This is a genomic window from Lentibacillus juripiscarius, from assembly GCF_042685205.1.
Classification (GTDB): domain Bacteria; phylum Bacillota; class Bacilli; order Bacillales; family Amphibacillaceae; genus Lentibacillus; species Lentibacillus juripiscarius.
In genome coordinates this window covers 39714-60894 of record NZ_JBHUNA010000040.1, presented here as the reverse complement: position 1 = coordinate 60894, position 21181 = coordinate 39714, and the positions used below count along the sequence as shown (strand labels likewise).

24 protein-coding genes are annotated in these 21181 nt (G+C 44.2%); 20 read left to right on the top strand and 4 right to left on the bottom strand.

Annotated elements, in window-relative coordinates:
• Nucleotides 1-49 precede the first annotated feature (49 nt).
• The gene (locus ACFSUO_RS15290) at nucleotides 50-1300 is read right to left on the bottom strand and encodes a DNA polymerase IV (RefSeq protein ID WP_382395655.1); all 1251 of its coding nucleotides are present in this window, start codon (nucleotides 1298-1300) and stop codon (nucleotides 50-52) included.
• A gap of 166 nt (nucleotides 1301-1466) precedes the next feature.
• Nucleotides 1467-2381, bottom strand: a complete 915-nt coding sequence (locus tag ACFSUO_RS15285) for an aldo/keto reductase (RefSeq protein ID WP_382395653.1) — start codon at nucleotides 2379-2381, stop codon at nucleotides 1467-1469.
• Between the two features lie 198 nt (nucleotides 2382-2579).
• On the opposite strand from ACFSUO_RS15285, the gene ACFSUO_RS15280 reads away from it, so the two are divergent.
• From ACFSUO_RS15280 to sigF, 13 genes are all read left to right on the top strand, one after another.
• Nucleotides 2580-3125: an NUDIX hydrolase gene (locus ACFSUO_RS15280; RefSeq protein ID WP_382395651.1), complete on the top strand. Its 546-nt coding sequence runs from the start codon at nucleotides 2580-2582 to the stop codon at nucleotides 3123-3125.
• Between the two features lie 4 nt (nucleotides 3126-3129).
• Complete coding sequence (locus tag ACFSUO_RS15275) at nucleotides 3130-4299, top strand: endonuclease Q family protein (protein WP_382395649.1); 1170 nt, start codon at nucleotides 3130-3132, stop codon at nucleotides 4297-4299.
• 107 nt (nucleotides 4300-4406) lie between these two features.
• A complete protein-coding gene (spoIIM, locus tag ACFSUO_RS15270) occupies nucleotides 4407-5051 on the top strand; it encodes a stage II sporulation protein M (protein WP_382395647.1) in 645 nt (214 codons plus the stop codon).
• A gap of 118 nt (nucleotides 5052-5169) precedes the next feature.
• The gene (gene fur / locus ACFSUO_RS15265; protein ID WP_382395645.1) at nucleotides 5170-5628 is read left to right on the top strand and encodes a ferric iron uptake transcriptional regulator; all 459 of its coding nucleotides are present in this window, start codon (nucleotides 5170-5172) and stop codon (nucleotides 5626-5628) included.
• A gap of 183 nt (nucleotides 5629-5811) precedes the next feature.
• The gene (locus tag ACFSUO_RS15260; RefSeq protein WP_382395643.1) at nucleotides 5812-6024 is read left to right on the top strand and encodes a YqzK family protein; all 213 of its coding nucleotides are present in this window, start codon (nucleotides 5812-5814) and stop codon (nucleotides 6022-6024) included.
• A 5-nt stretch (nucleotides 6025-6029) separates the two neighbouring features.
• A complete protein-coding gene (xerD, locus tag ACFSUO_RS15255; RefSeq protein ID WP_382395641.1) occupies nucleotides 6030-6923 on the top strand; it encodes a site-specific tyrosine recombinase XerD in 894 nt (297 codons plus the stop codon).
• Nucleotides 6924-7013: 90 nt separating this feature from the next.
• Nucleotides 7014-8192 carry a phosphopentomutase gene (gene deoB / locus ACFSUO_RS15250; RefSeq protein WP_382395639.1) on the top strand — a complete coding sequence of 393 codons (1179 nt, stop codon included), beginning with the start codon at nucleotides 7014-7016 and terminating at the stop codon, nucleotides 8190-8192.
• A gap of 16 nt (nucleotides 8193-8208) precedes the next feature.
• The gene (locus ACFSUO_RS15245) at nucleotides 8209-9030 is read left to right on the top strand and encodes a purine-nucleoside phosphorylase (protein WP_382395637.1); all 822 of its coding nucleotides are present in this window, start codon (nucleotides 8209-8211) and stop codon (nucleotides 9028-9030) included.
• A gap of 18 nt (nucleotides 9031-9048) precedes the next feature.
• Nucleotides 9049-10350: a pyrimidine-nucleoside phosphorylase gene (locus tag ACFSUO_RS15240; protein WP_382395635.1), complete on the top strand. Its 1302-nt coding sequence runs from the start codon at nucleotides 9049-9051 to the stop codon at nucleotides 10348-10350.
• Nucleotides 10351-10460: 110 nt separating this feature from the next.
• Complete coding sequence (locus tag ACFSUO_RS15235) at nucleotides 10461-11642, top strand: D-alanyl-D-alanine carboxypeptidase family protein (protein ID WP_382395633.1); 1182 nt, start codon at nucleotides 10461-10463, stop codon at nucleotides 11640-11642.
• Nucleotides 11643-11828: 186 nt separating this feature from the next.
• On the top strand, nucleotides 11829-12182 hold the full coding sequence (gene spoIIAA / locus ACFSUO_RS15230; RefSeq protein WP_382395631.1) for an anti-sigma F factor antagonist: 354 nt from the start codon (nucleotides 11829-11831) through the stop codon (nucleotides 12180-12182).
• Complete coding sequence (gene spoIIAB / locus ACFSUO_RS15225; protein WP_382395629.1) at nucleotides 12179-12616, top strand: anti-sigma F factor; 438 nt, start codon at nucleotides 12179-12181, stop codon at nucleotides 12614-12616. Before spoIIAA ends, spoIIAB begins: the two co-directional genes overlap by 4 nt.
• 8 nt (nucleotides 12617-12624) lie before the next feature.
• Nucleotides 12625-13377, top strand: a complete 753-nt coding sequence (sigF, locus tag ACFSUO_RS15220; protein WP_382395627.1) for an RNA polymerase sporulation sigma factor SigF — start codon at nucleotides 12625-12627, stop codon at nucleotides 13375-13377.
• Nucleotides 13378-13679: 302 nt separating this feature from the next.
• On the opposite strand, the gene spoIIP is transcribed toward sigF, so the two are convergent.
• A complete protein-coding gene (spoIIP, locus tag ACFSUO_RS15215; RefSeq protein ID WP_382395625.1) occupies nucleotides 13680-14816 on the bottom strand; it encodes a stage II sporulation protein P in 1137 nt (378 codons plus the stop codon).
• A gap of 322 nt (nucleotides 14817-15138) precedes the next feature.
• Here spoIIP and ACFSUO_RS15210 point away from each other — a divergent pair, with 322 nt between their 5' ends.
• From ACFSUO_RS15210 to ACFSUO_RS15180, 7 genes are all read left to right on the top strand, one after another.
• Nucleotides 15139-15756 (top strand): stage V sporulation protein AA, encoded by a 618-nt coding sequence (locus tag ACFSUO_RS15210; protein ID WP_382395623.1) that lies wholly within the window; start codon nucleotides 15139-15141, stop codon nucleotides 15754-15756.
• Nucleotides 15734-16162 carry a stage V sporulation protein AB gene (locus tag ACFSUO_RS15205; protein WP_382395621.1) on the top strand — a complete coding sequence of 143 codons (429 nt, stop codon included), beginning with the start codon at nucleotides 15734-15736 and terminating at the stop codon, nucleotides 16160-16162. Before ACFSUO_RS15210 ends, ACFSUO_RS15205 begins: the two co-directional genes overlap by 23 nt.
• Nucleotides 16163-16258: 96 nt before the next feature.
• Nucleotides 16259-17743: a spore germination protein gene (locus tag ACFSUO_RS15200; protein ID WP_382395619.1), complete on the top strand. Its 1485-nt coding sequence runs from the start codon at nucleotides 16259-16261 to the stop codon at nucleotides 17741-17743.
• Nucleotides 17744-17961: 218 nt separating this feature from the next.
• Complete coding sequence (gene lysA, locus ACFSUO_RS15195; protein ID WP_382395617.1) at nucleotides 17962-19269, top strand: diaminopimelate decarboxylase; 1308 nt, start codon at nucleotides 17962-17964, stop codon at nucleotides 19267-19269.
• Nucleotides 19270-19373: 104 nt separating this feature from the next.
• A complete protein-coding gene (locus ACFSUO_RS15190; RefSeq protein WP_382395615.1) occupies nucleotides 19374-19811 on the top strand; it encodes a peptidylprolyl isomerase in 438 nt (145 codons plus the stop codon).
• Between the two features lie 9 nt (nucleotides 19812-19820).
• Nucleotides 19821-20270: a site-2 protease family protein gene (locus ACFSUO_RS15185; RefSeq protein WP_382395614.1), complete on the top strand. Its 450-nt coding sequence runs from the start codon at nucleotides 19821-19823 to the stop codon at nucleotides 20268-20270.
• 268 nt (nucleotides 20271-20538) lie between these two features.
• Nucleotides 20539-20913, top strand: a complete 375-nt coding sequence (locus ACFSUO_RS15180; protein ID WP_382395612.1) for a GNAT family N-acetyltransferase — start codon at nucleotides 20539-20541, stop codon at nucleotides 20911-20913.
• Between the two features lie 68 nt (nucleotides 20914-20981).
• On the opposite strand, the gene ACFSUO_RS15175 is transcribed toward ACFSUO_RS15180, so the two are convergent.
• Nucleotides 20982-21065, bottom strand: a complete 84-nt coding sequence (locus ACFSUO_RS15175; protein WP_382395725.1) for a YjcZ family sporulation protein — start codon at nucleotides 21063-21065, stop codon at nucleotides 20982-20984.
• Between the last annotated feature and the right edge of the window lie 116 nt (nucleotides 21066-21181).

Below are 21181 nucleotides of genomic sequence, written 5' to 3'. Positions count from 1 at the left end.
ATGGATTGTTGTTAGCTAACCCGCGGCCTGACTAACATCAGGGGCTTTGCTATGCCTGGTGCCCGCCGATTTTCTTGCTTCGTTCGAGTGTGATGCCTGCGTCAGTATAGCTGGAAGCACGGAGTATGGCGTTGGAACCATATTTATTCCGGATGGCATCCATAACGTATCCGATATCTTTTTTCCTTGGCCGATCGTCAAACAGGTCCAGTTGCGTTTCGCCGTCTTCACGGAGATTATCGAGTGTCACATAGACATGACGGATATTGCTGATGTCATCGTAAAATTCGTTCAGCAGCTGCATGCAGACGTTGTACATATCCATGGTGATATTTGTCGGCAGTGACACAGAGCGTGATCGGCTGAAGCCACCACCTGTTTCTTTTGCATAGGCGATGCCAAGGTGGATGGTTTTGCCGGCTTTATTGGCGGTTCGTGCCCGCCGGCATACTTCTTCACATAAATCGAGAATGCAGATGGCAATTTCATCTCTGGAATAATCGCGCAATAAGGAGATGCCATGACCGAATCCTTTTTGCTCGGTTTTTGTGAAATTGCCGAAAACGGGACTCAAATCAATACCCCAGGCATGCCAGTAAAGCTGTTCCCCCATAACTCCGAATCGTTTGGACAGCTGCTTCAGTGGAAAATTGGCGAGCTGTCCAAGGGTAATAATCCCCATCCGATTTAGATTACGCTGCATCTGCCGGCCAATCCCCCAAATTTCCTGTACGGGAACGGGCCATAATTTTGCTGCGACATCGTCATACGTGCATTCGGCTATCCCTTCTTTTTTTGCATATAAATCCATCACTACTTTGGCAAGAAATTTATTATCACCTATTCCGACTGAGCAGGTGATACCGAAGTTTTCCAGGATGTCCTGTTTGATAGAAGCTGCAATCTCCCATCGGTTGCCGAACCATTTTTCCACGCCGTTCACCGTAACCCAGACTTCGTCAACGGAATATGGATGGATTGCTTCTTTTGGGACGTACTGGTTGATCAGCTTGGTGATTTCGAGAGACATTTCCAGGTAGTCGGCCATATGTGCCGGTGCAATCACGATGTCCGGATCATCGGGCAGTTCAAAGAAACGGCTGACATTGCTGATGCCATGCTTTTTCTTCAGTGCTGGGGAGGCAGCCAGAACAATGCTTCCTGACCGGTTCACATCACCGACGACCGCCAGCTGAACGGTCATGGGATCCAGACCTCGCTTGACCGCCTCGACACTTGCATAAAAGGAACGCATGTCAATGCACAGAACATCATTTCGCGGATAATTGGCATAGTCCATTATTGCTCACCTCGGTAGTTAGAACATTTGTTCTTATTATAGCCGTTTCTTCCCGTATTATCAATGGAAATTTATGTATGTCGTCGGCATGTACGTTATAAAAAGTGACATGAAAAATTTCATGTCACTTTTTCCACCTTACATTCGATTGTAATGTTAACAGGGACTACCGGTGGCTTGAGTAATGGATGGGTTTTGTCAGCTCCTGTATGGCTTGATATGTTTCATCCGTCAGTTCTGCGTGACCAGCATTTACGTTTTCTTCCACTTGCCCGACCGAGCTTGCACCAAATACGGCGCTTGCAACGGCAGGATGCTTCAGAATATAGCCTAAAGCAAGTGCGTTCGGCGAATGATTTCCGCGCAGTTCGGTGAGTTTTTGCTGGATAGTTTTCAATTCATCATAGGAATAATCGAGAAATCCGTCCTTGCCTTTTTTCTCCAGCTGCTGTTCAGCCCGACCGCTAAGCATTCCTTTTGCCAATGGGCCCCGGGCAAGAACGCTGATGCTGTTTTCATTCAGCAAATCCAGCACTTCTTCTTCCGGGCGGCGATCAAGCAGGTTATACTGCATCATAACTGCATCGATATTGGAACGACGCACGTACTCACGGATGACGTTCGGGCGGATGGATGATATGCCGTACGCCCGGATCAGTCCTTCTTTTTTCAGGTTTTCAAATGCGTCAATGGTTTCATCAATCGGGTCGTCCATCGTGCCGCCGTGCAGCATGTAAAAATCGATATAATCCGTGCCAAGACGGTGCAAACTATCCTTGATGCCCTGTTCAATATGTTCTCTGGAGGGATCCCAGAACCAGTCTTCCGTATCTTTGTCAAAGTTGTTGCCTACTTTAGTTGTTAAAATAATCTCATCCCGTTTATCCTTTATGGCATCGCCGACAATTTCCTCATTGCGGCCGAAACTGTACAGATCGGCTGTATCAAGATGATTGATGCCGGCATCCAGTGCACGGTCAATGATTTCTTTTGCTTTACTTCTGTCTGTTCCAAGCGACATACAGCCGAGTGTCAGCTCGGAAACATGTAGATCTGATTGTCCCAGCTGATTCTTTTTCATTTTACCGACCTCCATTTGCAATAGCTTTAACTCCATTGTAAAAGAGGGATCGGGACAAGTACAATTATTTACCACGCATTATCGGGCTGTAAGACCCCAACCTCAAGAAATGTGAAGGGGGAATCCCAGTGAGTAGGTGGGGGGGTTCAAGATGTGCTAAAATAGAAATAAGTATTTTGCTGTTAAAGGATGGAGCATATGAAAGAATTTGAAGAAAAAACGATTCACACAGAAACCATTTATGACGGGGAAATTGTCAAACTGCAGGTGGATGATGTGACGCTGCCGGATGGGAAAACGTCCAAGCGGGAACTCATCAGACATACGGGAGCGGTGGGGATTATCCCGATCACAAAGGAGAATAAGATTGTTTTCGTCAAGCAGTACCGGAAACCTCTTGAGAAAGTGCTTGTGGAAATACCGGCCGGGAAGCTGGAAGACGGCGAAGACCCGGAAATGACGGCACTGCGCGAACTGGAAGAAGAGACAGGATACCGGACTGACTCGCTAAAGTTTGTGGCATCGTTTTATACTTCACCTGGGTTTGCTGACGAGCTGATGCATCTTTATTTGACCGAAGACATCGAACCGGTGGAGGACGCCGCAGCTGGTGATGAAGATGAGTTCGTTGAACGGGTGGAGCTGACACTGGACGAAGCAAAACAGTATGTGAAAGACCAGCGGATTCATGATGCAAAAACAAATTACGCAATACTATATTTAGAATCACTGGAAAGGATGTAACTTGATGCTGCAATCATTTTTCGCCGACATGCATATTCATATTGGACGGGATATGTATGGTCACCCGGTAAAGATAACCGGGGCCAAAACACTGACACTGACAAATATATTAAAAGAAGCGAGCCGCAATAAAGGGATTCACATGGCAGGTGTGATCGATAGCCATGCACCGGCTGTACAGCAGGAAATAAAAGATTTGATCGACGCTGGCCATGCGTATGAACAGGAGGATGGGGGCATCCGGTTTGAATCAGTGACATTATTGCTTGGCTCTGAAATAGAAGTGTACGATGCGGATTGTCAAGGACCGATTCATGTTTTGTGCTTTCTCCCGACTCTAGCAAGCATGGAGGCCTTTTCTGAATGGCTTGCGGCCAGAATGAAAAATATTACACTGAGCTCCCAGCGCTATTATGGTTCAGGAAAAGAACTGCAATATAAAGTCAAGGAGCTCTCCGGTATTTTTATTCCTGCGCACGTCTTCACACCGTTTAAAAGCACGTACGGAAAAGGCGTTCGCCGGTCACTGACGGAAGTGTTCGACCCGGATTTGATTGATGGCATTGAGCTGGGTCTAAGCTCAGATACGGCAATGGCAGACCAGATAAGCGAACTGCATCGCTTTACCTTCGTGTCAAATTCTGATGCTCATTCGCTTCCAAAAATAGCAAGAGAATATCAGGAGCTGACCATGGCCGAAGCTTCTTTTAAGGAGTTTTACTGGGCATTGCACCATGTGGGTGACCGGCGGATTAAACGCAATTTCGGCATGAATCCCTATCTCGGAAAGTACTACACAACTGTCTGCAGCCAATGTCTGGAGCCCCTTGATACAGATGCCGCTAAATGTCCTGCCTGTGGTTCGGGAAAAATTGTAAAGGGTGTGTTTGACCGTATCCAGGAGCTGAAGGATTCCAGTGCTGACATACCGGACCGCCCACCTTACTTATACCAGGTTCCACTGGAGTATTTGCCATCATTAGGTCCAAAAACGTTCGCAAAGCTGCTGGAGCATTTTCAGACAGAAATGAATGTGATCCATCATGTCCCGTATCATGAACTGGTGAAGGTAATACCAGAAAAACTAGCATCGGCCATTACCGATATGAGAGAGGGGAAATTGGCGATTAAAGCCGGCGGTGGCGGTAAGTACGGCAGTGTTTCGACTTCCTGATATAATTGAAAAAATCATTTGGTATGTTTTCGTTGGATTCTTCATAGTTTCTACTAGAGGGCGTTCTAAAAGGACACCGGAACAAAACAGGGTAATGGAGGATTCCAATGTACAATAAGCGCACACTGCTGATAGACCATGTAAGAGAACACGCAACCATTTACATTTTCATGACGATACTGTTTCTGACTGGGATTATCTTCGGTGCAGTCATTGTCAACAGTATGAATTTCATCCAAAAGCAGGACCTGTTTTTTTACTTAGAACGGTTTTTTGGTGAACTGTCTGCCGGTGAGCAGGCAGACAACAATACGGTGCTGAAAAACAGCTTTTTCTATCATGCAAAATATTTACTAATGCTCTTTGTTTTGGGGCTATCTGTTATAGGACTGCCGGCCGTATGGATTTTATTGTTCCTTAAGGGGATGGTTGTCGGCTTTTCTGTTGGTTTCATTGTAAATCAGCTGGAAATGAAGGGACTGTTTTTGGCAGCCTTGTCCATTGCACCGCAAAATCTTCTTGTCATTCCGATTTACATTGTTGCCGGCAGCTTGTCAATGATATTCTCCCTGACCCTATTGGGCAAGCTATTTTCCCGGAAAATTTCACAGCCGCCAGTTTTACAGCCGCTCGGTAAGTATGTAATGGCATTTGTCTCCCTGATTGCAATTTCATTGGCAGCAGCAGTGCTGGAAGCTTATGTCGCCAATGAAGCAATGGAAATGATGGTAAAATCTTTTTACAAACAGTAATAATTATTATATAATAATTATTATAGACAACAATTTATAATTATTATACTTCTATACTTTGACACGTTTTGAGTGTGTGCCTATAATAAAGGTGGGGATATTAGGGAGGAGACTTGCCATGGAACATCGGATTGAGCGGATAAAAAAACAGCTCCATGCTCAAAGCTACAAACTTACTCCACAGCGTGAAGCAACGGTCAGGGTGCTGCTGGAACGTGAAGAAGATCACCTCAGCGCTGAGGATGTATACTTGCTGGTGAAAGAAAAGGCTCCTGAAATAGGGCTGGCTACTGTTTATCGGACCTTGGAACTGTTGTCAGAATTGAAAATAGTTGACAAAATTAACTTCGGGGACAGTGTATCCCGCTATGATTTGCGAAAAGAAGGGGCGGAACACTTTCATCATCATCTTGTTTGCATTGAATGCGGATCTGTGGAAGAAATCGAAGAGGATCTTCTGGAAGATGTCGAACGGATTGTCGAAAAGGACTGGCGTTTTCAAGTGAAGGATCACCGCCTGACGTTTCATGGAGTTTGCAAGCAATGCCAGGAAGCAGTTGTTGAGACAACAAAATAATGGGGAACGAACGTGCGATGCCTTTTTTCTGACAGGAAGAAAGGCTATTTGTTTTTTAATTTACTTTTCGGGAAAAATGGTTTATTTTTGGGATAGAATGACATATTCATTTTCTCCAGCATGTATATTGTTATCCTTTTTTGGCATAGATTTAATGATAGATAGCCAAAAGAGGTGAGGAATATGAAACAGCTGCTTTGGGATACGCTGAAAGTATTTGTCATTTTCATCGTCTGCACGTGCCTGTTTTATGCAGGTCTTAGGTACATGCATGCTGAATATAAGCAATATCACCGTTATGACCCGCCTGAAGGCCCGGCGGTGAAAGTATTCAATACGGAAACTGATGAAAGTTTCATAGACCGTTTGAACTTATTTTTCCGGTTGGGGGAGTAATTTTTATGCTCAAGCCCGCTTTAGACGAATTTATGCATTACCTGCAAGTAGAGAAGGGTGTCTCAGAGAACACCTTGCAGTCCTATAAAAGAGATTTAAACCATTATTTGCAGTATATGGAAAAGGTAATCAGAAAATCAGGATGGGATGACATCGGGCGGACTGATATCACTGGTTTTTTGTATAAGCTGAAAGATGACGGAAAATCATCCTCGACGATTGCACGGGCAATCTCATCCATTCGTTCGTTTCACCGATTTCTTGTTAGGGAACAGCTAACAAATCATGATGCCAGTATACATATTGAAACACCAAGGAAGGAAAGGAAACTTCCAGCTGTTCTGTCCAGTAAGGATGTGGATGCGCTGCTTGCCATCGGTGGGAGCACCCCCTTGGAGCTCCGTAACAAGGCAATGCTTGAACTGCTGTATGCGACAGGGCTCAGGGTGACGGAACTGGTATCTTTAAAAGTAAGTGATCTGCATTTGACTATGGGTTTTGTGCGCTGCCTTGGGAAGGGATCGAAAGAAAGGATTGTCCCCCTTGGTGACATCGCCAAAAAGGCGGTTGAAGCGTATTTGCGATTCTCAAGGGGAAGTCTTGTGAAAAAAAAGCAGGATAAAAATGCACTGTTTGTTAACCATCATGGAAGGCCGCTGTCACGACAGGGGTTCTGGAAAGTTCTCAAAAAACTGGCGTACGATGCCGGCATCAAAAAAGAAATTACCCCACATACGTTACGGCATTCATTCGCAACACATCTGCTGGAAAATGGTGCGGATTTACGTTCTGTCCAGGAGATGCTGGGACATGCTGACATATCAACAACGCAAATCTACACCCATGTTACAAAAGCCCGTTTAAAAGATATGTATCAGGAATATCATCCACGGGCGTAAAATGTGGCTGCGGTTGTCAGACATCTTACAACAGTGGTCAATCATATTGTGAAGCAAACAGGGAAAAACAAAGTTAAGGAGGCATACAGCATGAGAAATTTTAAGCGTGTATTTCTGATTGTAATGGATTCTGTAGGGATTGGTGAGGCCCCCGATGCAAAGCAATTTAACGATGAAGGGGCCGATACACTCGGTCACATTGCAGAACGGATGGACGGTCTATCCATGCCGAATATGGCAAAATTGGGACTGAGCAACATCAGAGAGATTAAAGGTATTGAAAAAGCCGCATCGCCGAAAGCCCATTATACGAAAATGCAAGAGGCTTCAAATGGGAAAGATACGATGACTGGTCACTGGGAAATTATGGGCTTGAATATTCAGCAGCCATTCCGGACGTTCCCGAATGGATTTCCAGATGAACTGATTACAGAGCTGGAAACCAAAACAGGCAGAAAGGTGATCGGCAACAAGCCGGCATCAGGCACGGCCATCATTGAAGAATTAGGCAAGGAGCATATGGATACCGGGGCACTGATTGTGTACACATCTGCTGATTCGGTTCTGCAGATTGCTGCCCATGAAGAGGTGATTCCAGTGGAAGAACAGTACAACATCTGTGAAATTGCCCGTGAACTGACACTAGACGAAAAGTATATGGTCGGCCGGGTGATTGCACGCCCGTTTGTCGGTGAACCGGGCAGCTTTGAACGTACACCGAACCGGCATGATTATGCACTGAAGCCGTTTGGCCGTACAGTCATGAATGAAATGAAAGATTCCGATTTTGATGTTGTTGCGCTTGGTAAAATTTCAGACATTTATGATGGAGAAGGCATAACGGAAGCTATCCGCACGGCAGATAATGATGACGGCATGACAAAATTTATCGATTCGATGTCAAAAGAATTCACTGGTTTAAACTTTCTGAATCTCGTCGACTTTGATGCCAAATATGGTCACCGCCGCGACCCTGAAGGATATGGGAAAGCCCTGGAAGCTTTCGATGCCAGACTTCCGGAAGTACTGGAAAAATTAAACGAAGATGATCTTCTGATTATTACAGCTGACCATGGCAATGATCCCATCCATCACGGAACAGACCATACAAGGGAATATGTACCATTGTTGGTGCACCATCCCGCTATGGAAGTGGGGACAGAACTGCCGCTTAGAAAAACATTTGCCGATATCGGCGCAACTGTTGCAGACAACTTCAGCATTAAGATGCCGGATCACGGAACAAGCTTTCTAAACGATATTAAATAGAGAGGGGGAGATGGTTTTGGACCAGAATGCGGTCAAAGAAGCAGCAGCATATGTGAGAGAAAAATTGGCTGACACACCAGCAGTCGGGCTTATATTAGGATCCGGTCTGGGTGTGTTGGCCGAGGAAATAAATAACCCGGTTACGATTCCGTATCAGGATATACCGCATTTCCCTGAGTCCACTGTCGCTGGACACAAAGGCCAGCTTGCAGCGGGGGATTTGAAAGGGAAGCAGGTAATTGCGATGCAGGGCCGTTTCCATTATTACGAAGGATATTCCATGAAGCAGGTAACTTTTCCTGTTCGCGTCATGAAAGAGCTTGGCATTGAATCGATTGTTATTACCAATGCGGCTGGCGGCATCAATGAACAGTTTAATCCGGGTGACTTAATGCTTATAACGGATCATATTAACAACATGGGTGACAATCCGCTTCTCGGCCCGAACGATGAGGCACTGGGAGAACGTTTTCCGGACATGTCGCAGGTATATGATGCAACCTATTTACAGCATGCAAGGGACTGTGCAACCAAACTGGACATAACCGTTCAGGAAGGGGTTTATACCGGGAATACCGGTCCAGCATATGAAACACCTGCAGAAGTGAGAATGCTCCGGACGCTGGGCGGTGATGCGGTTGGCATGTCAACTGTTCCTGAGGTGATTACTGCCGGCCATGCTGGTATGCGGGTTCTCGGCATTTCCTGCATAGCTAATATGGCTGCCGGGATGCTTGATCAGCCACTTACCCATACGGAAGTAATCGAAACAACGGAAAAAGTACGCGGCGAATTTCTGCGGCTTGTCAGCGAAATCATTCGTACGCTGCCAAATTAACGGATATAGGTGATGACTATGCGAATGTATGATCTTATTGAAAAAAAACGTGATGGCAGGGAACTGTCACAGGATGAAATCCATTTCTTTATCGATGGCTACACAAATGGAGATATTCCAGACTATCAGGTCAGTGCACTACTGATGGCCATCTATTTTCAGGGCATGACGGAAGCTGAACGGGCAGAACTGACCGCGGCCATGGCTGCCTCCGGTGATCAGATTGACCTTTCAGCTATCTCCGGTATGAAAGTGGATAAACATTCGACAGGTGGAGTCGGGGATACGACAACACTGATTCTGGCCCCGCTTGTTGCTTCTGTCGGTGCTCCGGTGGCCAAAATGAGTGGCAGGGGACTTGGCCATACTGGCGGAACAATCGATAAACTGGAAGCAATTCCGGGCTTCCATGTGGAACTGACCAATGATGAATTTACCGGCCTGGTCAATAAAAACAAGGTGTCCGTCGTTGGGCAGACAGGTAATCTCACCCCGGCTGACAAAAAGCTATACAGTCTGCGGGATGTTACGGCCACTGTCAACTCTATTCCGCTGATTGCCAGTTCCATCATGAGCAAGAAAATAGCTTCCGGTGCGGATGCGATTGTACTGGATGTCAAAACAGGTGCTGGTGCTTTTATGAAAGACTATCAGGACTCCAGAGAGCTTGCGGAGGCAATGGTATCGATCGGCAATCATGTCGGTAGAAAAACAATGGCTGTAATTTCCGATATGAGCCAGCCACTTGGCAGAGCAGTTGGAAATGCATTGGAAGTAAAAGAAGCGATTGACACACTGAAAGGTAACGGCCCTAGTGATTTGACAGAGTTATGCCTGGAATTGGGCAGCCATATGACTGTTTTGGCTGGTATGGCAAGTTCTGCAGATGAGGCCAAAAACCAGTTGGCTGAAAACCTGAACAACGGAAAAGCGCTCGACCTGTTCAAAACGTTCTTGGAGTCACAGGGCGGAGATTCTACGGTTGTTGACTATCCAGAATCATTGCCACAAGCAGCACATCAAATAGAGCTTCCTGCCACAAAGTCTGGCACTGTTTCTGAAATTGCTGCCGACGATATTGGTACAGCAGCAATGATGCTTGGCGCGGGAAGAGCCACGAAAGAATCCGAAATAGATCTTTCTGTCGGCATTGTCCTGCATAAGAAAATCGGTGAGACTGTAAATAAAGGGGAACCGCTTTTGACCATTCACGCCAATGATTCTTCCGTTGATGCTGTAAAAGAAAAACTGTATGCAAGTATCACATTATCGGATAATCCGGGTGAAGCACCCCTGCTTATTTATAACACCATCACATAAAAACGACAAAAAAGCACACATTACCCGTGTGCTTTTTTTGTTTTAAAAATCGTATAAAACCACCCGTACATGGTAATCCTAGAAGTATATTACATATTGGAGGGTGGAAAATGAAAAGGTTTGTCTTACTAGCTGGCGTTTTGCTTTTAAATCTATTAATGCCGGCTGCTTTCGTGTTTGCCGAGGAAGATGATAATGGCGGAGAAGCCAAACAGGAACTAAACCTGACCCCGGATGCCAAGTCGGCCATCCTGATGGAACGGGATACCGGCAAGGTACTCTATGAGAAAAACACTGAAGAAAAACTTGCCCCCGCCAGCATGACAAAAATCATGACACTATTATTAATTATGGAAGCTCTTGACAAAGGGGAACTCAAAAAAGATGAAATGATACGTGTCAGTGAACGGGCTGCATCCATGGGAGGCTCTCAGATTTTTCTCGAGAAAGGCGAGGAAATGAGTGTTGATGACCTTCTTAAAGGAGTTGCTGTTGCATCCGCAAATGATGCCAGTGTTGCTTTAGCAGAACGCATTGCGGGAAGTGAGAAGGCATTTGTAAAAAAGATGAACCAAAAAGCAAAAGATTTGGGACTGGAAAACACTCAATTCCAGAATTCCACCGGACTGCCTGCCGAAGATCACTACAGTACAGCACATGATATGGCTGTTATGGCAAAGAAACTATTGGCATATGAATCCGTGACGGACTACACATCCATTTATGAGGATTATCTGCGAAAAGGCGAAGAAAATGAATTCTGGTTAGTCAACACAAACAAACTTGTGAAATTCTACCCTGGTGTCGACGGTTTAAAAACAGGTTTTACAAATGAGGCAAAGTATTGTCTGACCGCAACCGCTGAAAAAAATAATATGCGCATGATTTCCGTTGTTATGGGTGCGGACACGACGAAAGAACGCAATGCTGCTGTCAGCAAGATGCTGGATTATGCGTTCAATCACTACGAGACTGAAAATTTATATGAAAAAGGGGAAACAATAACAACGATTGATTTTTTGAAAGCGGAACAGCAAACAGTAGATGTTACAGCATCTGAATCAATCAGTACCATCCATAAAAAAGGGGAAAAAGACAAAAAAGTAACTGCTTCGACAGAATCGAACGAAAGTCTGACCCTGCCACTCCAAAAAGGGGATCAGGTTGGAAAACTAGTTGTAAAAAGCAAAGGGAAGACATTGTCCACAACACCACTGGTGGTTAATGAGGATGTCAATAAAGCATCATATTTCACACTCCTGAAACGCACCGTGCGAAATATGGTGAAATAGCAGACATTCAGACGAATTTCTTCTTCTTTTGTCAAGGAGCAGGAATTTTCCCTGACCGCCTTGAATAAATACTATTAGAAAACTTGGCTTATCGCCAGGCCTTAGGCGTGCGCCTGAGTTTCATTAATGCAGTTAAGAAGTATTTATACTTTCTTAACTGCCAACGAAATATAAGGAGGAACTGGAATGAGTCTGACTGCTTCGTTTGATGTGAAACAAGATGTATTAATTGTACGATTGTCCGGCGAACTGGATCACCACGAATCCGAAGCACTTCGGAACGAGTGGAAAGAGATGATGTATGATAATGGCATCAGACATGTGATCCTGAATCTTGAGGATGTATCGTTCATGGACAGCTCGGGGCTCGGGGTTGTTCTTGGCAGATATAAGGAAGTGCTGCAGCTTGGAGGGGAAATGGTCGTGTGCTCCATTTCAGCACCCGTTCACAGGCTGTTTGAAATGAGCGGCATGTATAAAATTGTGAGCTTGGAGGAGAACGAAGAACACGCGTTATCTGCGTTGGGGGTGGCTTCATGAAAAATGAAATGCATGTAGAGTTTTCGAGTGTCAGTGAGAATGAGGCGTTTGCCCGGGTGACAGTCGGGTCGTTTGTGGCCCAGCTGGACCCGACCATGGATGAACTTACCGAAATTAAAACTGTTGTCTCCGAGGCGGTGACGAACGCTATCATCCACGGCTATAACAATGAACCGGGGCATTATGTGTCCATTACCTGTACATTGGATGAAGATGCGGTGGAATTGACGATAAAAGACGAAGGAATCGGCATCAACAATGTGGATGAGGCCAGACAGCCATTGTACACATCGAAGCCTGAATTGGAACGATCCGGAATGGGATTCACGATTATTGAAAATTTCATGGACAATCTGGAAATCATATCTCTGCCTGAAAGCGGCACAACTGTCCATATGAAAAAACAACTATCAAAAAAAACGGTTTCTAAATAGGGATGCCTATGGATGTAAACGTTAAACAGGAAAACAATCAGGAGTCGTTGACGGATGAACAGGTGAAAACGTATATCCATAAAAGTCAGCAAGGTGACATGGAAGCACGCGACGTTCTTGTTGAAAAGAATGTCAGGCTTGTTTGGTCAGTTGTGCAACGATTCATTAACCGTGGGTATGATCCGGATGATTTGTTTCAAATTGGGAGTATTGGATTAATTAAATCGATTGATAAATTTGATTTGTCCTATGATGTTCGCTTTTCCACGTATGCTGTGCCGATGATTATCGGAGAGATTCAACGGTTCATTCGCGATGACGGGAGTGTCAAGGTGAGCCGCTCCCTTAAAGAGGCCGGGAATCGAATACGCAAAAAACGGGATGAGTTAACAAAAACATTGGGGCGTTCGCCAACAGTGCTTGAGATCGCTGAAGCACTTGACATTACAACAGAAGAAGTCGTTCATGCCGAAGAAGCAGCAAAATCACCGCATTCCATCCATGAGACGGTGTTTGAAAATGACGGTGATCCAATAACATTGCTTGACCAAATTGCCGATGATGATACTACATGGTTTGATAAACTCACATTACAAGAGGCAATCAGAGGGCTAAACGAGCGAGAACGATTAATTCTGTATCTGCGGTATTATAAAGATAAAACACAGGCGGAAGTGGCGGAACGTCTTGGGATTTCACAGGTGCAGGTATCAAGGCTAGAGAAGAAAATTCTGCAAGAGATGAAAGTGCATATGAACTGAGGTTAAGAGGCTGTTCTGCCGTTTCTGCGGCAAGAACAGCCTTTTTGTCGATTGATACCCTCATACTACTAGTCAGTATTACTTCCGCCGCCTGGAAAATAGATATATATCTTATCACGCAAAGTGGGGGAAAAACAGCCCGGCCGATAAAACGTGACGTCCTTGAAAAAGGAAAGCACTTTTTCTCACGAAGATGCATCGCTGCCGAAGTTTTCCTTGTCCTGTGCGTCTTAAATTCCTGATTCGTTCAACTAACATTCAGTGGGAGAGGAAAAGAACCCCCCACTGAATGAAGTTTCACTTTATTCTGGGCTGCTGACTTTTTCAGCATTTTGATCGTGTTGACGAATGATTTCAGCCAGGGCCTCCGAGGTGTTTTTCAGCTCGGTGCGGTTATTGTCAACACCGCCGAATTCAATAAGGATGGAACGGTTAGACAAATCCTGGTTGTAAACACCATTTCCTTCAGATTTGTCTTTTTTATAAATACCTTTGCTTAGGCCGGGATATTTGTCTTCCATCATCTGGTGCAGTTTTTTTACAAATGCCAGGTTCTGTTTGTAATCTTTATGACTGGTTCCTACAATGAAATAGAGTTTGGCGTATTTTTCCCCATTGATGGTGGCTGTTGTTGCATCTTTACGCTGTGCATCGCGGTGCACATCAATAAAGTAATCAATGGAATTGTTGGAAGCTGTCACCTCTTGTACGGTTTCTCTGGAAAACTTGTAGGAATCATTGTAATCCCACCCTCGCTCATGGAGGCTCGCTGTCACATTCGTTTTATCATGGACTGCGGTGATTCCCCTTTTCTCTAGCTGCTTGGTAAGCATCGAACCCACCTGCAAGATATTTTCATCATTGTTTATACTGGAAGCTTCACTTGGTTTGTTATCTTTTCCATCCATTAATGGCAGGAAGGCTTCCCAGGCGTGACTGTGATAAATAAATACACTGGCATCTGACTTAGACTGTATATTTTGATCATTTGACTCAGACTGATCTTGCGCCGTTTCTTCCTCCTCCAGCAATTTCTCAAAATCAGGCGGAGGAGACTCGATTGGCATGGAAGCTGTACTGGATCCTTTTCCCGTCAATTGTATACCGTTTGAAAAAGTGTTCATTCCTGGCAATCCTACTCCGAGCAGGCTCGTGAAATTATTTGGTGTAATGCCTGAAGTAAATTCAAAAAATAAGGTTGATAACTCAGGCATGGTAATATCATTTTCCTTCAGATTATTCTCCAGCTGCGGAACTTCGGAACTCATCATCAGCAGCAGTGATTCTGAAATAAGAACTGATTCCGTCAGCTCATTAACAATTGGCAAGTGGAATATGCGATGCTGACTTTTAGACAGGGAAATAAATGATATAAGTAAGAATATGATCATCATGCCGGCCAGGTAAACAAGAATATGATATTTCCATTTCAGCTTCATTTAATACCAACCTTTCGAGCAGCTTATTGATTGTATCTTGCTAGGACGTATTCATACGAATTCCACTATGGTACGAAGGGTTTACAGGTGCAGGGTTACTCGCTTGACTGAACCTTGAAAATTAATCCTGTCTATTAACAATCTTAGTAAGAAGTTATGAAAAAGATATTTTAGATAGAACGGCAAAATAAACTTTCTCATTTTTTAGAAAACGCGGCAGATGAAGGTCAGAAGCTGAAAACGACTGTTTTCCTTGTGATAATTTTTTTGTTTCCGGCAAATACTACATAAACGAATGCATTGCGAAGAGGATGATTGCCAAATGGCGCCAATCGTTTATGTACGGATGAAAAAAAATGTAGAACTGGGTTGTATGCAGAAAGTTAGGCTGAAAGATATAGCACATATTTCAGCAGACCCCAAGTTAAAAAGGGAACTGGAAGAAACGTCACTTTTTAAAATCTCCAAATCAGACCGCGATGTTGTGGTTGTAGACAGCTTTTTAGTAGTAGATCACTTAAATGGACAGTACAACAGTATAGAATTTCAAATAATTGGACCTGCACAGACCATCATCCGGGTCAAAGATTATAAAAAGTCGCCAAACCTCTTGCTTGTGTCGGCGGTATGGCTGCTATTATTCATTGGCACCGCGATGACCATTATGAATTTTCATTACGATGTCAGCATGCAGGAAGTGCAACAAAAACTGCATTACTTGCTGACGGGTGACGAAAATGAATTTCCGTTATGGATTCAGATCCCTTACTCGTTGGGGCTGGGGATAGGAATGCTTCTGTTCTTTAATCACTGGTTCACCAAGCGGTTCAATGAAGAACCAAGCCCTCTGGAAGTGGAAATATTTAATTACCAGCAAGATTTGGATCATTATCTCATCCATCATGAGAATAAGCTGAATGATCGTGAACATCTGGATTAGCCTTCTTGAGGCATTAATCGGATTCGCTGCTGGTATTGCTGTAGGGGGCGGACTGGTTGCATTTTTGACATTGCTTGGTGTTATCCCGCGATTAATTCAGTTGAGTAAATCAGACGCATTCATCAAATCGTATATCGCCAGTGTCATAATAGGGTCACTGTTTGGCATCTACATGTCGTTTGCGGATATAACCTGGAATCAGCCGGTGGTTTTATTGATCATGTGGGGGTTATTCCATGGTGTTTTTAACGGTATGCTTGCAGCCGCATTAACAGAGGTACTGAACGTATTTCCAATTTTATCAAAACGGATACGAATGGAAGATAAACTGCTTTGGTTTTTTATGGCAATTGTATTCGGGAAAGTGGCGGGATCGCTTTTTCAATGGCTTATATTTGTAAAATAAACCGCTTATTCAATTGCCGTCTGTCCCTCGAATGAGATGCGGCAACATTATCATACAATAAGTACTTAGCCAGTTTTCATGAGTGGAGTGTTATACATGCAGCAAGATAAAAATAAAAGTCCTGTTTATGCAAAAATAGAAAAAAATGACGCATACATGAAAGATGAAATTGGCGTTGGTGAATCTTTTGACCTTGGGTTTCGTGAGCTGACAATCCTGAAAAGGAAAGTGCACTTGTATTATCTGACTGGTCTGTGTGACAGTTCAGTCGTACTGCAAATCATCCGGAAACTTGTTGATATCAATGATAAAGAAAGCAATATGAAGAAAGTTCCGGAGATAATTGAAAACCGGATTGTTTACATGCAGGTCAATAAAACGGAATCACTTGATGAAGCAGTCGATCAAATGCTGTCCGGACTGATTGTTATATTTGTCGATGGCGTAAAATACGCCTTTGTTGTCGATACCCGAAATTATCCCGGACGGTCACCAGAAGAACCTGATACAGAACATGTTGTCAGGGGATCGCGGGACGGTTACACGGAAAATATCATCGAAAATACAGCTCTGACACGCAGGAGGATCCGTGATGCAAGACTTCGCCATGAAATGTTAAAGGTTGGCGAAAGATCCAAAACGGACGTTTGTCTTTGTTATATTAAAGATATAGCCAATGAAGGTCTTGTTAACGAAGTAAAAGAAAAGATCAACAATATTGAAGTGGATGGCGTTCCGATGGCGGACAAAACGATAGAGGAATTCATCATCGACCGGAAATGGAAGCCATATCCACTCGTCCGATACACGGAAAGACCGGATGTTGCATCCACTCATCTGATGGAAGGGCATATCCTTTTGATAGTCGATACATCACCAAGTGTAATGATTCTGCCAACAACCTTTTTTGATCATTTACAACATGCCGAGGAATACCGCGAAACCCCCGCACTTGGGACATTTATACGGTGGACAAGGTACCTTGCGATTATGGCTTCGATTTTTCTGCTGCCAGTTTGGCTGCTGTTTGCATTGGATCCGACATTACTTCCGGGGGAACTCTCTTTTGTAGGACCCAAAGATGAAGGGACGGTGCCCATAGCGTTACAAATCATCCTTGCCGATCTTGGTGTCGAGTTTTTACGGATGGCCGCGATTCACACACCAACCCCACTGTCTACTGCGATGGGGCTAATAGCGGCAGTACTGATCGGTCAAATCGCCATCGATGTCGGCATGTTCGGTCCGGAAGTTATTTTGTATGTGTCTGTAAGTGCCATTGGCATCTATGTTACACCTAGTTATGAATTAGGTGTTGCCAATAAAATGGCCAGGTTCGGACTGGTCATTATAACCGGCCTGTTCGGATTGGTCGGATTTTTGATTGCGACAACCATTTATATCCTATTGCTTGTCCGTCTGAAATCAATCAGGACGCCGTATATGTGGCCGCTGCTGCCATTTAACCCGATGGCTATGATCGAAATTCTGTTTCGTGTTCCAATGCCTTATTCGAACCGGCGCCCAAGCTTCGTTCATCCGAAAAACGATTACCGGCAACCGTCAGCCACTAAACAGTGAAAGAACTTATGCTGCTGGCACTGGGAGGAAGAATATTCCGTTAAGGTTTATTCTTTCTCCCTTTCATTTTAGCCTTTCATGTGATAAAGTATTTTTACACTTTACGGTGCAAAACGTGTCAGATTATGACGCGCGTTTATGGTCTATGATGACATTTGCTGCTGATTAGCTGGTGCTGACATGGTGGGTCGGTGCTGAATGGAAAGGGGGAAAAGCATATGATACCGGATTATCATCCATTTAACGTAAATAAAGCAGGACATTTGGAAGCAGGCGGTGTTGATGTGGTAGAGCTCGCCGAAACTTATGGCACGCCATTGTATGTTTACGATGTTTCCATTATACGAAATAATTGCCGTGATTTTGTCCGCACATTTCGGGAGTTAGGTGTTCGCGCACAGGTTGCTTATGCAAGTAAGGCTTTTTCCACCGTTGCCATGCTGCAGGTCGTCAACCAGGAAGGAATGAGCCTGGACGTCGTCTCACAGGGTGAGTTATATACGGCCTTGCAGGCGGGATTCCCCGTCAGTAAAATCCATCTGCATGGTAATAATAAGAGTCTGGAAGAATTAACCATGGCCATTGAACATGGTATCGGGTGTATCGTTGTTGATAATTTTTATGAAATAGAACTGATTGAACGTATTCTCCAGGAAAAAAATAAAACGGTTAATGTATTAATGCGTGTCACCCCCGGGATTGAATCAAATACACATCACTATATTATGACGGGAAATGAAGATTCCAAATTTGGCTTTAATCTGAGTAACGGTCAGGCGGATCAGGCCTTTTTGCGCTTGCGGAACAATAGCAGTATCCAATTTAAAGGGCTCCACTCCCATATTGGGTCACAGCTGTTTGAAACGGAAGGACTGCTCCTTGCGGCGGAATTGTTGTTTCAGAAACTGGATCACTGGCACATCGAATATGGGTTTGTCCCGGATGTACTGAATTTGGGAGGCGGCTTTGGTATCCGCTACACAGCAGAAGACGAACCATTGTCTTATCCAAGCCTGGTGAGAGAGCTGACGTCTGCAGTAAAAGAGCAAGCTGCCTCTATCGGAATACCGACGCCGGAAATATGGATTGAACCCGGACGTGCAATTGCTGGCAATGCCGGTCTGACATTATATACAGTTGGCTCGATGAAGGAAATTCCCGGCGTACGCAGCTATATATCAGTTGATGGCGGCATGACGGATAATCTGCGCCCGGCACTCTATCAGGCAGTATATGAAGGGGTACTGGCAAATAAAGTATCCCAGCCGGATGCTGGCAGTGTCGCAGTTGCCGGGAAATGCTGCGAGTCAGGAGACATGCTCATTTGGGATTTGCCTCTGCCTGAAGTGAAACCGAATGATATTTTGGCTGTTTTTTCTACGGGAGCGTATGGTTATTCAATGGCAAATAATTACAATCGTTTCCCGAAACCGGCAGTTGTGTTTGCGGAAAACGGCACGGCGCAGCAAGTAGTGAAAAGGGAGACGTATCACGATTTGGTGAAAAATGACATTTCATACGAGTAACGGTGTTGTTTTCTATGGACAGGTCGGATAAAATAAAATGAGAATACTGCTTGTACACCTGCTGCACCTGCAGCGGACAGTAACAAGCGAAGGGGATGGAATGGATGAACAAGACAGGTTACATAATGATGGAAAATGGCAATCAAATAGAGTTTGAACTTTTTCCAAATGAGGCACCCAATACCGCAGCCAACTTTGAAAAGCTGGCCAACAGCAACTTTTATGATGGACTAACCTTTCACCGTGTCATTGACGGGTTTGTAAGTCAGGGCGGCTGTCCGAAAGGGAATGGTACCGGATCCGCCGGCTATACAATAAAATGTGAAACAGAAGGGAATCCGCATCATCATGTAGAAGGTTCCTTATCAATGGCACATGCAGGCAAAGATACCGGAAGCTGCCAGTTTTTTATAGTTCATGAACCGCAGCCACATCTGGACGGTGTTCATACTGTGTTTGGGCAAGTTACTTCCGGCATTGAACATGCGAAAGCCATGAAAAACGGTGATGTGATGAAAGAAGTAAAAGTCTTCTCGGAATAATCGATATTGATGACGATGGCAATAGTCCTTTATCTTGTCTTCGTCGCTGGCCCTGTCGGTACCATTGTGCATGAGCTTGGCCATGCAATTGGTGCAAAGTGGGCTGGTGCTGATAAGATTGTTCTGTCAATTGGTTCCGGTAAAGTTATTCACTATAGTAGATGGAAAACCATGTCCTTTTGCATTCGGATGCTTTTCTTTTTTGGAGGAATGGCTTATAGTGAAAGAGCAGTTCCATACCGCCGGGAAGAGGCAATTGTCATTGCGGCTGCTGGTCCGCTTATCAGCGCTTCGGCAGCAGTGGTGTGTTTTGTGAGTTACAATCTGTATCCAGCTGATTATATCCTGGTTTTGATGCTGTTTCACCTATGGATTGCTATTATCAATATCATTCCATTCCATTTGAAGGGGAAACAGTCAGACGGATACGTTATTTATAAGGCAATTGCACAAAAATAGCATATGGCTGTGCAGTATTGTATGGTCTATGAAAAAATTGGCAATATTAATAAGGGATGAATCGAACGTTGAATAAACGCAAAAAAAACTGGCTTTTGTTTGCAATCCTTTTAATGCTTGGGATCGTGTGGGGCTTTATTTATTGGTTTGTGCTTGTCCTTTAGGAAACAAACTGCTCCATGAAAGTATCTGTATACGTACGCGTTCTGAATACAGTGAATGGTTTGCTCTTAGTGGCTGGCAAGTCATTTTATAATGAGGGATATGTATGTTAATTCGTTACAAAAAGAATCACGAAAAGATTGCAATGGGATTGCTGTCATTTATGCCTGAAGAAAAAGATGTAAAAAAACTGCAGCAAACAATCAGGGAATACGAGACCAATGATAACTGGCATCTTTTCCTTTGGAAGGAAGATGATGTAATAGGTGCAATTGGCATCAGGATTGAGGATGAGATTAACGCTGTCATCCAGCATATTTCGGTCAATCCATCCCATCGAAATTCTGGCATCGGCAAAAAGATGGTGAAGGAAGTCCATCAGATGTATGGAGATAAATATGCTGTCTGTGCCGATGATCTCACACAGCAATTTTACAATAAATGCAGTGATACCGATGAGGAAAATGGGAAAGAAGATTAGACGAAAGCCAGCTCTGTTAAAGCTGGCTTTCGTCTGTGATAATTACTGGTGATTACGATCCCAGCGTACTACATCCAAGTGGCACCGACGATAATCAGGAGAATGAACAGGACGACGATAAGCGAGAAACCTCCGCCATAATTGTAACCCATAGTGATATTCCTCCTTTTTTTGCTTAACGGATAAATGTTTTTTTGATACATTTATCTTGCACTAATAACCTATGAATCCAGCCGTCAAATTGTATAGGCGTTTACGCTAGTTTCTA

Excerpts from the sequence above, each read along its gene's own strand:
- ACFSUO_RS15290 (WP_382395655.1), bottom strand. The coding sequence starts at position 1,300 with ATGGACTATGCCAATTATCCGCGAAATGATGTTCTGTGCATTGACATG.
- ACFSUO_RS15285 (WP_382395653.1), bottom strand. The coding sequence starts at position 2,381 with ATGAAAAAGAATCAGCTGGGACAATCAGATCTACATGTTTCCGAGCTG.
- ACFSUO_RS15280 (WP_382395651.1), top strand. The coding sequence starts at position 2,580 with ATGAAAGAATTTGAAGAAAAAACGATTCACACAGAAACCATTTATGAC.
- ACFSUO_RS15275 (WP_382395649.1), top strand. The coding sequence starts at position 3,130 with ATGCTGCAATCATTTTTCGCCGACATGCATATTCATATTGGACGGGAT.
- spoIIM (WP_382395647.1), top strand. The coding sequence starts at position 4,407 with ATGTACAATAAGCGCACACTGCTGATAGACCATGTAAGAGAACACGCA.
- fur (WP_382395645.1), top strand. The coding sequence starts at position 5,170 with ATGGAACATCGGATTGAGCGGATAAAAAAACAGCTCCATGCTCAAAGC.
- ACFSUO_RS15260 (WP_382395643.1), top strand. The coding sequence starts at position 5,812 with ATGAAACAGCTGCTTTGGGATACGCTGAAAGTATTTGTCATTTTCATC.
- xerD (WP_382395641.1), top strand. The coding sequence starts at position 6,030 with ATGCTCAAGCCCGCTTTAGACGAATTTATGCATTACCTGCAAGTAGAG.
- deoB (WP_382395639.1), top strand. The coding sequence starts at position 7,014 with ATGAGAAATTTTAAGCGTGTATTTCTGATTGTAATGGATTCTGTAGGG.
- ACFSUO_RS15240 (WP_382395635.1), top strand. The coding sequence starts at position 9,049 with ATGCGAATGTATGATCTTATTGAAAAAAAACGTGATGGCAGGGAACTG.
- ACFSUO_RS15235 (WP_382395633.1), top strand. The coding sequence starts at position 10,461 with ATGAAAAGGTTTGTCTTACTAGCTGGCGTTTTGCTTTTAAATCTATTA.
- spoIIAA (WP_382395631.1), top strand. The coding sequence starts at position 11,829 with ATGAGTCTGACTGCTTCGTTTGATGTGAAACAAGATGTATTAATTGTA.
- spoIIAB (WP_382395629.1), top strand. The coding sequence starts at position 12,179 with ATGAAAAATGAAATGCATGTAGAGTTTTCGAGTGTCAGTGAGAATGAG.
- sigF (WP_382395627.1), top strand. The coding sequence starts at position 12,625 with ATGGATGTAAACGTTAAACAGGAAAACAATCAGGAGTCGTTGACGGAT.
- spoIIP (WP_382395625.1), bottom strand. The coding sequence starts at position 14,816 with ATGAAGCTGAAATGGAAATATCATATTCTTGTTTACCTGGCCGGCATG.
- ACFSUO_RS15210 (WP_382395623.1), top strand. The coding sequence starts at position 15,139 with ATGGCGCCAATCGTTTATGTACGGATGAAAAAAAATGTAGAACTGGGT.
- ACFSUO_RS15205 (WP_382395621.1), top strand. The coding sequence starts at position 15,734 with ATGATCGTGAACATCTGGATTAGCCTTCTTGAGGCATTAATCGGATTC.
- ACFSUO_RS15200 (WP_382395619.1), top strand. The coding sequence starts at position 16,259 with ATGCAGCAAGATAAAAATAAAAGTCCTGTTTATGCAAAAATAGAAAAA.
- lysA (WP_382395617.1), top strand. The coding sequence starts at position 17,962 with ATGATACCGGATTATCATCCATTTAACGTAAATAAAGCAGGACATTTG.
- ACFSUO_RS15190 (WP_382395615.1), top strand. The coding sequence starts at position 19,374 with ATGAACAAGACAGGTTACATAATGATGGAAAATGGCAATCAAATAGAG.
- ACFSUO_RS15185 (WP_382395614.1), top strand. The coding sequence starts at position 19,821 with ATGACGATGGCAATAGTCCTTTATCTTGTCTTCGTCGCTGGCCCTGTC.
- ACFSUO_RS15180 (WP_382395612.1), top strand. The coding sequence starts at position 20,539 with ATGTTAATTCGTTACAAAAAGAATCACGAAAAGATTGCAATGGGATTG.
- ACFSUO_RS15175 (WP_382395725.1), bottom strand. The coding sequence starts at position 21,065 with ATGGGTTACAATTATGGCGGAGGTTTCTCGCTTATCGTCGTCCTGTTC.